Raw genomic sequence first — 13010 nt, 5'->3', positions numbered from 1 at the left:
ACACGATGAACAGAAGAGAAGCCCTCAAGGGCACAGCAATGATTTTCGGATATGCATTGACAGGGTCTACGGTGGCCGCTTTGATGCAATCCTGCGAATCAGGTCCCAAGCTGAACTGGACGCCAAAAGTACTGAGCAAGGAACAGGCCCAGATCCTTTCCAGGATAGTAGATAGGGTATTGCCGGAAACTGAAACTCCTGGCGGTTTGGATGTTGGAGTGGACCAGTTTATCGATAAAATGCTGAATAATGTATTTCCTGAAGTGATCCAAAATGGTTTTGCGGGAGGTATAGACAGTTTTAACCAAGAAGCAAAAAACCTGCACGGAAAGGATTTTGTCAAACTGGAAGGAGAGCAGCAGGATGATGTGATCAGGATTTTTGAAGAAAAATCCGGTCCTCTTCCGGGTTCTATGTGGGGATTTTCCTTTGGTGAACCCAAGGAGTTTCCTTTTTACAGGATGATGAAGGAATTGGCTTTGATAGGATATTTTCATTCCGAAAAAATCGGAAAAGAGGTTTTGGCATATAATCCGATTCCCGGTCCTTACGAAGGTTGTATTCCTTACTCGGATGTGGGGAAGATATGGACGGAGTAAATTAATGATATAAGCTGCGCGATATCGGAGTGAAACGGCGATCCCGAGTATTTAACATTTAGGGGAATGTTCAGAAAGGAAATGACAATTGGTGTACGTCATCCTGAATTGGAGCTTGCGGAGATGAAAGCCTGTCCCGCAGCATTGCGGGAGATCTCCTCTATTTTGGGAGACTCTTCCTTCGTCAGAGTGACGTACGTTTCTGTCAATGGTAATCGGAGCTTGCGGAGATGAAGGATCTCCTCTCTTTAAAAGTAGGAGATTCTTCACTACGTTACCATTGACAAATAGCTATTTCACGCAGCGATCGCTGCGACTTCGCTGCGCCCGCTGCGTGAAACCTTTTGTCATTTCCTTTCTGTAAATGCCAATTTTAGTAACTCAGAATGACGATCCCTCCATATCTGTCATTGGTAGAACAAAGTGATTCGGAACAAGGTTGATATATGCCTTCGGCGATATAAGTTTTAAATTCAAATGTCCTATGGATTAAGACTAGCATTACCCCAATATCCATTTAATATCTAATATCTATTAATTTCTTCTAAACCAATTATTATCAAAAAAAGGTATGTCCAAAACTTATGACATCGCGGTAATAGGTCTAGGGGCATTGGGTTCCTCGGCCCTTTGGCAATTGTCCAAATCCGGAAAAAGCATCCTGGGACTGGACCAGTTTTCGCCTCCGCATGACATGGGTTCATCCCACGGGGAATCAAGGATTACAAGGCTGGCGGTAGGTGAAGGGATGGATTTTGTGCCTGTTGTCAAAAGATCACATGAAATCTGGAGAGAGTTGGAATCTCTTACAGGTAAAAAAATCATGCATACCACTGGTGGCTTACTTTTTGATTCGGGCTTGGAATCTTGGTCTAAACATGGCTCAGAAGGATTTTTCGACAGGACATTGAGGTTTGCCCAGCAAGGAAATACTCCTCATGAGATTTTGAATTCGGAGGAAGTGAAGCGACGGTTTGGGGCATTTGATCTAGAATCTACAGGAAGGGCTTACTTTGAACCCAGCGCTGGGTACATATTGCCGGAATTGGCTATTAAAAGCCAGTTGCAATTGGCTGAGAAAAACAGTGCCGTGATCAAAACCCACACCAAGGTCCAGGGCATTCAGCCCTCTGTCGAAGGCGTGGCGATCCATACTAATCACGGGATTTTTGAAGTTGGAAAAGTATTGTTGAGTGCAGGTTCTTGGATCAAGGATTTTCTTCCTCCTTTTCATAAAAGCCAATTCAAAATCTGCCGTCAGGTATTGCATTGGATGCCTGTGAAGCAGGGAAATTTTGAGTTGGACAAAACCCCTGTTTACATGTGGGGTTTTGGATCTGGATCAGAAGACTTTATTTATGGATTTCCGTCCTTAGATGGAAAAACTGTCAAAATGGCCTCTGAATCTTTTCATGAAAGCAATCATCCTGACACCGTCAATAGGCAAGTAAGTCTTGAAGAACAGGAGTTATTTTTAGAGGGAAAAGTTGCAGACAGGTTTATTGGTGTAGATAAGAAAATAGTTAAATCCAAAGTCTGTATCTATACAGTCACTTCCGACTCCAACTTTGTAGTGGATGAATTACCTGACTTTCCTGAAGTCTTGGTTGCCTCTGCATGTAGCGGGCATGGATTCAAACACTCCGCAGGTCTCGGAGAGGCCATCGCGCAAAAGCTTTTGAACCAAAAATCCGAAATAGACCTCAGCCCTTTTCAGTGGAAATAAGGTAGACGTAACCTGCCAGGTTTAAGTTTATCAAAAAACTAGTCTTTAAAACTATACAAGTAAGGAGCCTTATGACTTTTGCCTGTGAAAAGTTTCTCATGTCTTTCCAAAATATCCAGGCTTAGAATCTTCCTCTGGAAACTGCTTCTTCTGATCTTTTCTCCCAAAATTGCCTCATAAACTTGCTGCAATTCTTTCATAGTAAATTTTTCGGGCAAAAGCTTTCCACCGATCAGCTTTCTGTCCAGATTTTCCCTAAGGGTTTGGAGCGCTTTTTCCACAATTTTCTGATGATCCAAAATCAATTCCGGCAATTTCTGAATATCATACCAGTCAATAGAATCGGAGAGGGAGTCAGGAAGTAAAGTTACTTTTTCAAAATCAATCAATGCATAGTAGGCAATTGATAAGAATCTATCCAAAAGCCAAAAGTCATCGGCTACCTCATAGCCATTGGCAGACAGTATGGTTTTCATGATTTCAGGCTTATGCCGATCCAGATTCCCAAAAGTATAAAACTGTTCCAGGTAAATGTTTTTCAAGCCTGTTCTTTCCTTTAAACCCCTTTGGACAGCATGATTCAGGTCCTCATTTTTTGCTACAAATCCACCCGGAAGCGCAAACCAGCCTGTATCATGGTATTCCATCAATAGAATCTTGAGTTCCCCTTTTGAGAAACCAAAAATGACGGAATCAAAAGCAATGTGGGGAAGAAAATCTGAAGTAGTTGGTAAAGACATGTGGCATGTTTAGTATATAATTTGGCATTGACATAAAGAAAATGACATCGGATTCTGCGTCATTATGAACGTATTGAAAGCCTGTCCTGCAGTATTGCGGGAAATCTCATCCCTGGACTTTGGAGATCCTTCAGTCGTACCTCCTTCAGGATGAAGACCCGCCATACGTCATTCTGAACGTAGTAAAGAATCTCCTACCGTTTAGCTTGGGAGACACCCGGAAAGAATCGGGGCAGCTTTTCGTTTCACTCAGGGTGACGGTTCCGACAAATCTGTCATGGGTATTTCAACCCTAAGTAAATAGGAATTTTGGAAAGAAACAATTATTATTGTCTCAAAGTGTAACAATAGAACCAGTTAAACCATGAAATTCAATTACTTCTTCACCCTATGTATTATGTTGGTAACGGCAGGTCTTGTCAATGCCCAAGAGACTGGGAATTATTATCTTCCAGTACAAACTAAAATCAGCAACGGAATAATAGAAGGAAATTATGATGTAGATTCCCGCATTGCTAAATATTTCGGAATTCCTTTTGCCAAGCCACCTATTGATGATCTGAGGTGGAAAGCTCCCCAAGCACCAGAAAATTGGGAGGGAGTAAAAGAAACCAAAAAATTCGGTCCCAGGCCAGTCCAGGCCAATGTATTTGGGGACATGAATTCCTGGTCGGATGGCCTGAGTGAAGATTGCCTGTACCTGAATGTCTGGACACCTACCAAAAGAGGGGAAAAAGGACTCCCAGTCTTGTTTTACATCTATGGTGGAGGTTTTGTAGCTGGCGACGCTTCCGAACCCAGATACAATGGAGAGAGTATGGCCAAAGAAGGGGTCGTGGTAGTTACGGCCAATCACAGGTTAAATATTTTTGGATTTTTATCTCATCCTGAGCTCAGTGCAGAGTCTTCCTACCGAGCTTCCGGCAATTATGGTCTTTTGGATCAAGCAATGGCATTGCAATGGGTAAAAGATAATATAGAAGCTTTTGGAGGTGATCCGGAAAGAATAACCATTGCAGGAGAATCCGCAGGATCTATTTCTGTAAGCTATCAAATGGCCTCGCCGCTTTCAAGGAATTTGATAGCAGGTGCAATAGGTGAAAGTGGAGCGGGAATTTATCCAACCTTGGCTCCTGTTAGTCTGGAAGAAGCCGAAAAAACAGGGAGAGAATTCCTGGAAGGAAAAGGTATTAAAACTTTGACTGAATTGAGGAAAATGTCCACGAAAGATATTTTTGAAATGTACACTGAGTCGGGAAGGTTTGGCTTTCCTGTAGTTTTGGATGGTCATTTTCTTGGAAAGACTTTGCCTGAAATATTTGAATCCGGTGAACAGGCTCAGGTTCCTTTGCTTGTGGGTTGGAATTCTGCAGAAATGAATGGGATGGCGTTTATGCAGGGTAAGCCATACACCAAAGAGAATTTTGTGGCAAAAGTAAAAGAAACTTATCCTGAGGATTATGAAGAAGTTTTGAAAATGTATCCTCATAGCAATGCAGAAGAAGTAGCCCAATCTGCCACAGATTTGGCCTCTGACAGGTTTATCGTATACAGTACCTGGAAATGGGCTGATTTGCATAAAAAAAGCTCAGACAAACCTGTCTACCGCTACCTTTTCAGCAAACTTAGACCGCCTTTGGTGGACAAGTCTTTGACATCGGGATTTGCAGGAGGTACGGTAAGAGCTGAGAGCGCTGAACCGGCACCAAAAGCTATTGGCGCACCTCATGCCATGGAAATTGAATATGCCATGGGCAATCTTCATTTGATCAAGGATTATGAATGGACAGCAGAGGACTATCAGGTTTCAAAAACTATGTTTGGCTACTTTACCAATTTTGTGAAAACAGGAAATCCCAATGGGGATGGATTACCGGATTGGCCAAAAGTAGGCAAGGAAGAAAAGAACCCTTCTATCATCAATATTGATGTCAAAACTGAAAAAGAAAAAGCCGAAAAGGACCAGCGCTACGATTTCCATGATCGTTTTTATAAGAAAAACTAATTATATAAAAAAATTAAAAGGGGCTAAAAGCCTCTTTTTTTGTTAATTGCGCTAGTCAACTAGCCTAATTTATATAAATTGCGCTAGGTGATTAGCCTAATTTATGTAAATTGCGCTAATTTGATAAAATTGGTAGAGTATGGAAATTTCCAGATATGTATTTGATTTGCTTGAAAAGCAGATAGGAAAGCAAAAGGTTTTGCTCCTTTATGGAAGTAGACGTACAGGGAAAACAACAATCATTGAAGCACTATTTAAGAAATATGCTGAAGATGCTTTGTTACTTCTGGGCGAAGATGTCCAAGTTGCTGAAATACTTCAGTTGCGTACTGTGACCAACTACAGGCAAATTGTGGGAGATAAAAGACTTATCATCATCGATGAAGCTCAAGCAGTTCCGGAAATCGGAAAGATCCTAAAGCTCATGATCGACAGTCTGAAAGGGATCACAATTATAGCAACTGGTAGCAGCAGTCTGGATTTGGTAAATCAGGCAGGAGAGCCATTGGTCGGAAGAGACAGGCAGTTTTTGCTTTACCCCATAGCCCAGCTGGAATATGCCTTATCAGAAAATAGGATTGAAAGTTTTCAGTTGTTGCAACATAGGCTAGTTTTTGGCAATTACCCTGAATTGTCCCAGCTTGAAAATCTTAACGAGAAAGAAGAATATTTGAAGTCTTTGGTGAACAGCTATCTGTTGAAAGACCTCTTGGCTTTGAGTAATGTAAAAGGAGCAGATGTACTTTTCAGGTTGCTCAAACTCTTGGCCTGGCAGGTTGGCTCTCAGGTAAGTACGGTAGAATTGGGAAATAGCCTTCAAATAAGCAAAGATACTGTAGAGCGTTACTTAGACTTATTATCCAAAGTATTTGTAATTTTCCCCTTAAGTGGATACAGTCAAAATCTCAGAAAAGAAGTCACAAAAAGTAAGAAGTGGTACTTTTATGACAATGGAATCAGAAATGCTTTGATCAATAATTTCAGTCCCATAGAAGTCAGAAATGATGTAGGCCAATTGTGGGAACAGTTTATCATTACAGAAAGAATGAAACTTAACGCTTCACGTTCCTTCAATCGGGAATATTATTTTTGGCGGACTTATGATGGTCAGGAAATCGACCTGATCGAAATCGACAGTTCACAAAACATGCTGGCACTGGAATGTAAATGGGGGAATTCGAAAACAAAAAAACCCATTGCTTTTGGGAAAGCTTACCCTCAAGCCAAATGGAGCGTAGTAGACAAAATCAATTTTTCAGACTGGGTATTATGAAAAAACCCTCAAAGAAATTGACCTCTTTAAGGATTTTCAATTTAGACTCTGAAATCTAAAACTTTTTAAATTTTCCAGAGCAGATGATATCCCAATATCTCTGTATATCAACTAATATCGGGGTTTTCACTACCCATTCACCTTCACTTTTGCTTTTTCATAGGAGGCTTCAAACTCCTTCTTTTTAGCTTCTAGCTCACTTGGCCTTGTAAATACCATGGCATAAGCTTCCTTGAGAGATCGGGAGTTTCTTACATCTCTGACTATATCAGACCACTCGTGGAAGTTGAGAGTAATGGGATTGTATGACTTGACCTGCTTCGTAAGTCCATAATTTGGTCTTTCTTCTTCTGGCTGGAATGTACCAAACATCCTGTCCCAGATGATAAATGTGGAGCCGTAGTTTTTGTCCAAATACTTCTCATTGGTGGCATGATGTACCCGGTGATGGGAGGGCGTGGTAAAGAAATACTCAATTGGTCTGGGAAGCTTGTTTATGTATTCGGTGTGTATCCAAAATTGATACAATACCGCCAGTTGGTGCACGATAAAGAAGACTACAGGATGGAAGCCAGCTAGGGCTACAGGGATAAAGAAAATGATTTTGATATGCTGGGTCCAGCTAAGTCTAAAGGACACTGACCAATTGTATTTTTCCGAATTATGGTGTGTCACATGCGTAGCCCACCAAAAACGGTTTTCATGTGCAACCCTATGCGCCCAATATCTCCAGAAATCCAGCCAAAACAAACAAAGTACAAATGACCACCAAGTCATGGGAATAGTCCAGGGAACAAGGTTGTAGAAAAACAGAATGATCCCAAATGTGATGACTTTGATACCTGCGCTCATTCCCACATTGATCAAGCCGATCACAGTTGCCGCGATAGTGTCTTTGCTATCATAAAAATCTTTTTTCTGTCTGTAAGAAAGATACCACTCCAGGCCAACTAGCCCAATCATTATAGGTGCAGCATAAAGGATGATGTTAGGCAGATCCATATTGGCGATCTGCTCAAAGGTTAACTTTTCTTTGTTCATAAAAACTTACTGATACTTAAATTTTACTCATTTATTATTCTTCATAATCTAAGAAAAATCAACTAAAAAACCTTGGTTTAATTGAGGAGTGGATGTTTTCTTAACATATTTTGCTTTCATCAATTCGAAAGAACTTAATGGTTGATCTCTTCCAAAAATTCTTTTACCGTTTTTAGGGTGAATTCCTTATTGTCATTCAAGGTAGCATGGGCAGCGTCAGGGATCACAACAAAACGGGAGTCAGGAACCAAGCTGGCATAAAACTCCACCGTACTGGGGCGGGCTTCATCAAATTCTCCTGTGAAAAGCAGGGTAGGTGCTTTAATCTTACCTAGATCATTTAACCTGTCAAATGAGCGTAAAGTTCCAGTGGAGGTAAACTCACTCGGCCCCCACATGTATTCATAGATCTCTTTTCCAGAGGAGAGATTCATATGGCTTCGATCTACTTTCGGGCTTTCTTTTCTTCTCACATAAAGGCTGTAATACAAAGTAATGGCTTCCTGATAGTCCGGATGATCAAATTCACCCATTTCTTCATGATAGCGAATGACCTGCTGTACGGAGTCAGGTAAAGTGGCTATCAAGGTGTCTGCATCCGCAATCCACATATCTGTGCTGAATAAAGGACTGCTAAAAATAACACCCTTGACTGCCTCAGGGTAGGCTGTGATGTAAGCTATACCTAACATGGTTCCCCAAGAAGATCCGTAAAGTACAAATTCATCTAATCCCAATTGTTTCCTCAGTTTTTCAACCTGATCCACATAATTTTCCACTGTCATCAAACTGGTATCCGAAAGGGCTGTCGAACGTCCTGAGCCCAATTGGTCCATAAAAATCAAAGGACCTTCGTAGTCCATTTCTTTCAGAGGCTCAAATCCAAAACTCGTTCCTCCCGGTCCACCATGAAGGAGCAAGACAGGTAGTTTATCTCCTTCACCCACTATTTCATACCAGACTTTTCCACCTTCGACTTCTACATATCCTTCACCTGTCCCTATTTTTTTGACATCAGGCTGGCTACAGGAATAAAAAAGAATAAGTGCAAATAAAATCCCTGAATAACTTAAATATCTCTTTTTCATATGTTGTCGGTCTTATTTAGATTCCAATACTGAGAGCCCTGCTTCGGCGATGATGCCATCTTGATCTGATCTGACTCCCGAGATTCCTATAGCTCCTATGCAATGCCCATCCCGAAAAATCGGAACTCCACCTTCCAAGGCCACAGCATTTGGCAGAGTCATGAGCCTGTTGTTCCCATCATTAACCCCGTCTTCAAATACTTTGGTACTTCTTTTAAAATATACTGCTGACTTGGCCTTGGCCTGTGCTACTTCCACACTGCCGATCTGCGTGCCATCGATTTTTCTAAGCAGTATCAAATGCCCACCAGCATCCATTATAGCAATTACCACTGTCCATTCATTTTCAATCGCTTTTGCTTCCGCAGCATCTGCGATTCTTTTGGCCTCTGCGAGACTGAGGTAAGGTTGGGTGTTTTGGGAGTATCCAGTGATGGAAAAAGCCATCAAAACTGTAGCAAGAAGAAAGGATTTCATTTTTTTTTGGTTTTGGTCAATTCTTAAAATTCTAATTTAAGGAATATTTTGAAGCCCTGCCCAAAAACCTTAAATTCAAACCATAAGCATCTTTTAAACCTAAACCATTAAATAATGAAAAAATTTAGCAGAAGAGATTCTCTTCGAGCCATTACACTGGGAACCGGAATTGGTCTAATTACTCCTTTTTCCATTTTTGGATGTTCAGAAGTTCCAAAGGACAAAAAGCTTGGAGTAGCACTGGTTGGACTGGGATATTACAGCACAGACCTTTTGGCGCCAGCGCTTCAACAGACCAAAAACTGCTACCTCGCAGGTATCGTTACCGGTACACCCTCCAAAGCTGAAGATTGGAAAAAGAAATACAACATACCCGAAAAAAATGTTTACAATTATGAAAATATGGAAGGTATCGCTGAAAATGACGATATCGATGTGATTTACATAGTCCTTCCTCCTTCCATGCACATGGAATATACCATCAAAGCCGCCAATACCGGAAAGCATGTCTGGTGTGAAAAGCCTATGGCTGTAACAGCAGAGGAGTGTCAAGCCATGATCGATGCCTGTAAAAGAAACAATGTGAGCTTGTCCATAGGCTATCGATGCCAGCATGAGCCCAATACATTGGCCTTTCAGGATATTGTGAAAAATGAAAAATTGGGCAAAGTGCTCTCAGTGGATTGTGCTGCTGGATACAGAGAAAACAGAACTGACCACTGGAAGCAAAAAAGAGAAATGGGCGGCGGTGTCATCTATGACATGGGCGTATATGCCATTCAAGGAGCAAGGTTAGGAAGCAATATGGAGCCAATTGCGGTCAATTCTGCCAAGGTCTGGGCCGAAAGGCCGGAAATCTACCAAGATGGGCTGGGAGAGATAGTAGAGGCAGAGCTGGAATTTCCAGGTGGTGTGATCGGAAAGGTTAAAACCTCTTTTTACGAAAACACGAATTTCCTGAATATTACATGTGAAGAAGGCAAGATAGAGATGGAACCCTTTTCTTCCTATGCAGGAAATAAAGGAAAAAGCCCATTGGGAGAGATCAATTACCCTTATGAAATCCCTTGGCAGCAAGCCAATCAAATGGATATGGATGCCTTGGCCATTATGGAAGGGCGGCCAATGCCTGTACCGGGAGAAGAGGGCCTGAGAGATATCAAGGTGGTTCAGGCAATTCTCAAATCTTCTGAAAAGGGAGAAAAGGTAATGATTTAAGAGTCTTTATATCTGCGTGATCTGCGGGAGGTAAAAATATTGCCCGCAGATGGCGCAGATAGACACAGATTTTTTTCTAGAATTTGAACGGTTTAATTAATTTAATAGAAAAATTCATTAGAACTGCTTTAAAATTTTTGTATCAGAACCCACTTTTATGATTTATGAAAATGACATTTCTTATGAAATCAGAGGTGCTATATATTCTGTATATAATAATATTGGCCCAGGCTTGCTGGAGTCAATTTATGAATCAGCTTTGGATTATGAGTTAAAGAAACTAGGGCTTAAAACTAAGAGACAAGTAGTATTACCATTCCATTATTGTGGAGATCAACTGGGAAGCTTTAGGTTGGACCTCTTGGTAAATGATAAAGTAATAGTTGAGGTCAAATCTGTAGCAGAATTATTACCCGTACATCATAAGCAGTTAATTTCGTATTTGAAGCTTAGTAATTTTAGGCTTGGTATTTTAGTGAATTTTAATGTGAATAATATCAACGAGGGCATATTCAGAAAAGTAAATGGCTTATAATTCCATCAGCGTGCATTAGCGTGATCTGCGGGAGGAATAGATTTAAGATATCCTGCTCCAGTTCATTTGGTGCTTTTTCTGGGATTTAATCTGCCGAAGTACCATAGCGTTTTCTGGGTTGTTAAGTTCTGGATCATTCTGCAATAGAATTTCGGCTGCATCGCGGGCCAAAGTAAGTATCGGTGCATCCTTGCTCAGGTCTGCGATCATCAGGTCAGCAATGCCGCTTTGCTGGGTGCCCATCAGGTCTCCTGGGCCTCGCAGTTTGAGGTCTACATCAGCGATCTCAAAACCATTATTTGTCCTGACCATAGTGTCCAAGCGAACTCTACTGTCTTTGGATAATTCATATTTGCTCATCAAAATGCAATAAGACTGATCCGCTCCTCTGCCTACTCTCCCTCTGAGCTGATGAAGCTGTGACAGGCCAAAACGCTCGGCGTTTTCCACAATCATCACCGAGGCATTGGGTACATTGACGCCAACCTCTATCACTGTGGTGGCTACCATAATTTTGGTTTCTCCTTTTACAAAGCGCTGCATTTCAAAATCCTTGTCAGCGGCTTTCATATCGCCGTGAACGATGCTGACCGGGAATTCCGGAAAAGCTCTGCAGATACTTTCATAGCCATCCATGAGGCTTTTTAAGTCCATTTTATCAGATTCCTCAATCAATGGATACACGATATATACTTGTCTCCCTTCTAAAACCTGTTTTCGGATAAAACCAAAAACTTTTAGTCTGTCTTTATCATAGCGGTGAACAGTCTGAATGGGCTTTCTGCCAGCCGGCAACTCATCTATCACCGAGATATCCAAGTCTCCATACAGTGTCATGGCCAATGTACGAGGAATGGGAGTGGCTGTCATGACCAGAACGTGTGGGTAAAAATTCTCATTTTTTCCCCATAACTTGGCCCTTTGGGCTACTCCAAAGCGGTGTTGTTCATCTACAATGGCCAGTCCGAGATTTTTGAACTGCACGATATCCTCCAATAGGGCATGGGTACCAATGATGATATGTAAATCTCCGGAAAGCAGCATTTCGTGAATAATTTTCCGGGCTGATTTTTTTGTGGAACCAGTGAGCAAAGCAATTTTAAGTCCCATCAAGTCAGCGTACTCTTTGAGTCCCTCGTAATGTTGATTGGCAAGGATTTCCGTAGGGGCCATCAGGCAAGCTTGCGCTCCTGAACTTATGGCAATCAGGATACAGATAAAGGCTACCATGGTTTTGCCACTGCCTACATCTCCCTGAATTAGCCGGTTCATTTGCTTTCCTGATTTCATATCTGCAAAGGCTTCCCTGACCACTCTTTTTTGTGCTTCAGTTAGTTCAAAAGGGATATATTCATTGTAAAATTTGTTTAGTAGATCTGTCTGATTTAAGATTTGCCCTTGTGATTTTTCAGTACGGGTAAGTTTGAGCTTCAATAGCCGGAGCTGTACGTAAAAAAATTCCTCAAACTTTAATCTAAAACGGGCTCTTTTAAGTAATTCCGGACTTTCGGGAAAGTGGATTTGACGTATGGCATCCCGTTTACCTATCAGGTTGAAGCGTTGAATAATTTCCAAGGTAAGGGTCTCTTGGATTTGTGGTAAGGCTGCTTGCACCAAGCCTTCCATGATTTTGGAAATACCTTTGGAATCCAGATACCTGGCCCGCAATTTTTCAGTCGTTGAATATACCGGCTGAAAAAAGCTTTTCTCTTCCTGAACCTGACTGAGGGGTTCCATCTCAGGATGCGCTATGCTGAATTTGCGGCCAAAGCGGTTAGGTTTGCCAAAAAAAACAAACGGAACGCCTGTGACAAGCTTTTTGACTACCCATTGGATACCTTTAAACCAGGTCAATTCCATTTCCCCGGTTTCATCAAAAATATGGGCTACCAGCCTTTTTTTTCTGCCATCACCTATGGTTTCCACCTTTCGGATTTTGGCGATCAGCTGTACATTTTCTAAATCTTCGTTGATTTCCCGGATCTTAAAAAACCTGGTTCTGTCCTCGTAGCGAAAAGGATAATGCTGCAAAAGCTCCCCATAGGTAAAAATATTCAGCTCCTTATTAATCAAAGCAGCCTTTTGCGGGCCCATGCCGCGAAGAAATTCTATTTTGGTATCAAAAAAAGAAGACAAGGCTTATTTAAAATTAATTAGGGCTACAGTTTAGTGTATTATGTAAAAGTAATAAATGAATTCTTTTTGATGAAAAAACATAAAGCTCTTCATGTTTTTACGGACATCATTTTATCTTCATGGATAAAAAAAGCCGATGATCAATCACCGGCTTTCAGAACTTTTTATACCA

11 protein-coding genes are annotated in these 13010 nt (G+C 41.3%); 6 read left to right on the top strand and 5 right to left on the bottom strand.

Going from position 1 to position 13010, the window contains the following annotated elements; genetic code table 11:
• The first annotated feature begins 5 nt into the window (after positions 1 to 5).
• Both A33Q_RS11765 and solA read left to right on the top strand, forming a co-directional pair.
• Positions 6 to 599 (top strand): gluconate 2-dehydrogenase subunit 3 family protein, encoded by a 594-nt coding sequence (locus A33Q_RS11765; protein WP_009034865.1) that lies wholly within the window; start codon positions 6 to 8, stop codon positions 597 to 599.
• Between the two features lie 571 nt (positions 600 to 1170).
• Positions 1171 to 2325, top strand: a complete 1155-nt coding sequence (gene solA, locus A33Q_RS11760) for an N-methyl-L-tryptophan oxidase (protein WP_009034866.1) — start codon at positions 1171 to 1173, stop codon at positions 2323 to 2325.
• A gap of 38 nt (positions 2326 to 2363) precedes the next feature.
• Here the strand turns inward: solA and A33Q_RS11755 are convergent, their stop codons facing one another.
• Positions 2364 to 3065: an NUDIX hydrolase gene (locus A33Q_RS11755; RefSeq protein WP_009034867.1), complete on the bottom strand. Its 702-nt coding sequence runs from the start codon at positions 3063 to 3065 to the stop codon at positions 2364 to 2366.
• A gap of 364 nt (positions 3066 to 3429) precedes the next feature.
• On the opposite strand from A33Q_RS11755, the gene A33Q_RS11750 reads away from it, so the two are divergent.
• Both A33Q_RS11750 and A33Q_RS11745 read left to right on the top strand, forming a co-directional pair.
• Positions 3430 to 5070, top strand: coding sequence for a carboxylesterase/lipase family protein (locus A33Q_RS11750; RefSeq protein WP_040490415.1), 1641 nt, complete (start codon positions 3430 to 3432; stop codon positions 5068 to 5070).
• A 139-nt stretch (positions 5071 to 5209) separates the two neighbouring features.
• The gene (locus A33Q_RS11745; RefSeq protein ID WP_009034869.1) at positions 5210 to 6343 is read left to right on the top strand and encodes an ATP-binding protein; all 1134 of its coding nucleotides are present in this window, start codon (positions 5210 to 5212) and stop codon (positions 6341 to 6343) included.
• A gap of 129 nt (positions 6344 to 6472) precedes the next feature.
• Here the strand turns inward: A33Q_RS11745 and A33Q_RS11740 are convergent, their stop codons facing one another.
• The 3 genes from A33Q_RS11740 to A33Q_RS11730 form a co-directional block, all read right to left on the bottom strand.
• Positions 6473 to 7384, bottom strand: coding sequence for a sterol desaturase family protein (locus A33Q_RS11740; RefSeq protein WP_009034870.1), 912 nt, complete (start codon positions 7382 to 7384; stop codon positions 6473 to 6475).
• A 134-nt stretch (positions 7385 to 7518) separates the two neighbouring features.
• A complete protein-coding gene (locus A33Q_RS11735) occupies positions 7519 to 8472 on the bottom strand; it encodes a proline iminopeptidase-family hydrolase (RefSeq protein WP_009034871.1) in 954 nt (317 codons plus the stop codon).
• 12 nt (positions 8473 to 8484) lie between these two features.
• Positions 8485 to 8949, bottom strand: a complete 465-nt coding sequence (locus tag A33Q_RS11730) for a GlcG/HbpS family heme-binding protein (RefSeq protein WP_009034872.1) — start codon at positions 8947 to 8949, stop codon at positions 8485 to 8487.
• Positions 8950 to 9063: 114 nt separating this feature from the next.
• On the opposite strand from A33Q_RS11730, the gene A33Q_RS11725 reads away from it, so the two are divergent.
• Together A33Q_RS11725 and A33Q_RS11720 are read left to right on the top strand one after the other, a co-directional pair.
• Positions 9064 to 10167, top strand: a complete 1104-nt coding sequence (locus tag A33Q_RS11725) for a Gfo/Idh/MocA family protein (RefSeq protein ID WP_009034873.1) — start codon at positions 9064 to 9066, stop codon at positions 10165 to 10167.
• 157 nt (positions 10168 to 10324) lie between these two features.
• On the top strand, positions 10325 to 10702 hold the full coding sequence (locus tag A33Q_RS11720) for a GxxExxY protein (protein ID WP_009034874.1): 378 nt from the start codon (positions 10325 to 10327) through the stop codon (positions 10700 to 10702).
• Positions 10703 to 10744: 42 nt separating this feature from the next.
• Here the strand turns inward: A33Q_RS11720 and recG are convergent, their stop codons facing one another.
• A complete protein-coding gene (gene recG, locus A33Q_RS11715; RefSeq protein ID WP_009034875.1) occupies positions 10745 to 12838 on the bottom strand; it encodes an ATP-dependent DNA helicase RecG in 2094 nt (697 codons plus the stop codon).
• Positions 12839 to 13010: the final 172 nt, after the last annotated feature.

It is taken from the genome of Indibacter alkaliphilus LW1, from assembly GCF_000295935.2.
GTDB lineage: Bacteria > Bacteroidota > Bacteroidia > Cytophagales > Cyclobacteriaceae > Indibacter > Indibacter alkaliphilus.
The sequence above is the reverse complement of the archived record's forward strand: the minus strand, read 5'-3'. Positions and strand labels throughout refer to the sequence as shown.

Coding starts and splice junctions, on each gene's coding strand:
- A33Q_RS11765 (WP_009034865.1), top strand. CDS start 6: ATGAACAGAAGAGAAGCCCTCAAGGGCACAGCAATGATTTTCGGATAT.
- solA (WP_009034866.1), top strand. CDS start 1,171: ATGTCCAAAACTTATGACATCGCGGTAATAGGTCTAGGGGCATTGGGT.
- A33Q_RS11755 (WP_009034867.1), bottom strand. CDS start 3,065: ATGTCTTTACCAACTACTTCAGATTTTCTTCCCCACATTGCTTTTGAT.
- A33Q_RS11750 (WP_040490415.1), top strand. CDS start 3,430: ATGAAATTCAATTACTTCTTCACCCTATGTATTATGTTGGTAACGGCA.
- A33Q_RS11745 (WP_009034869.1), top strand. CDS start 5,210: ATGGAAATTTCCAGATATGTATTTGATTTGCTTGAAAAGCAGATAGGA.
- A33Q_RS11740 (WP_009034870.1), bottom strand. CDS start 7,384: ATGAACAAAGAAAAGTTAACCTTTGAGCAGATCGCCAATATGGATCTG.
- A33Q_RS11735 (WP_009034871.1), bottom strand. CDS start 8,472: ATGAAAAAGAGATATTTAAGTTATTCAGGGATTTTATTTGCACTTATT.
- A33Q_RS11730 (WP_009034872.1), bottom strand. CDS start 8,949: ATGAAATCCTTTCTTCTTGCTACAGTTTTGATGGCTTTTTCCATCACT.
- A33Q_RS11725 (WP_009034873.1), top strand. CDS start 9,064: ATGAAAAAATTTAGCAGAAGAGATTCTCTTCGAGCCATTACACTGGGA.
- A33Q_RS11720 (WP_009034874.1), top strand. CDS start 10,325: ATGATTTATGAAAATGACATTTCTTATGAAATCAGAGGTGCTATATAT.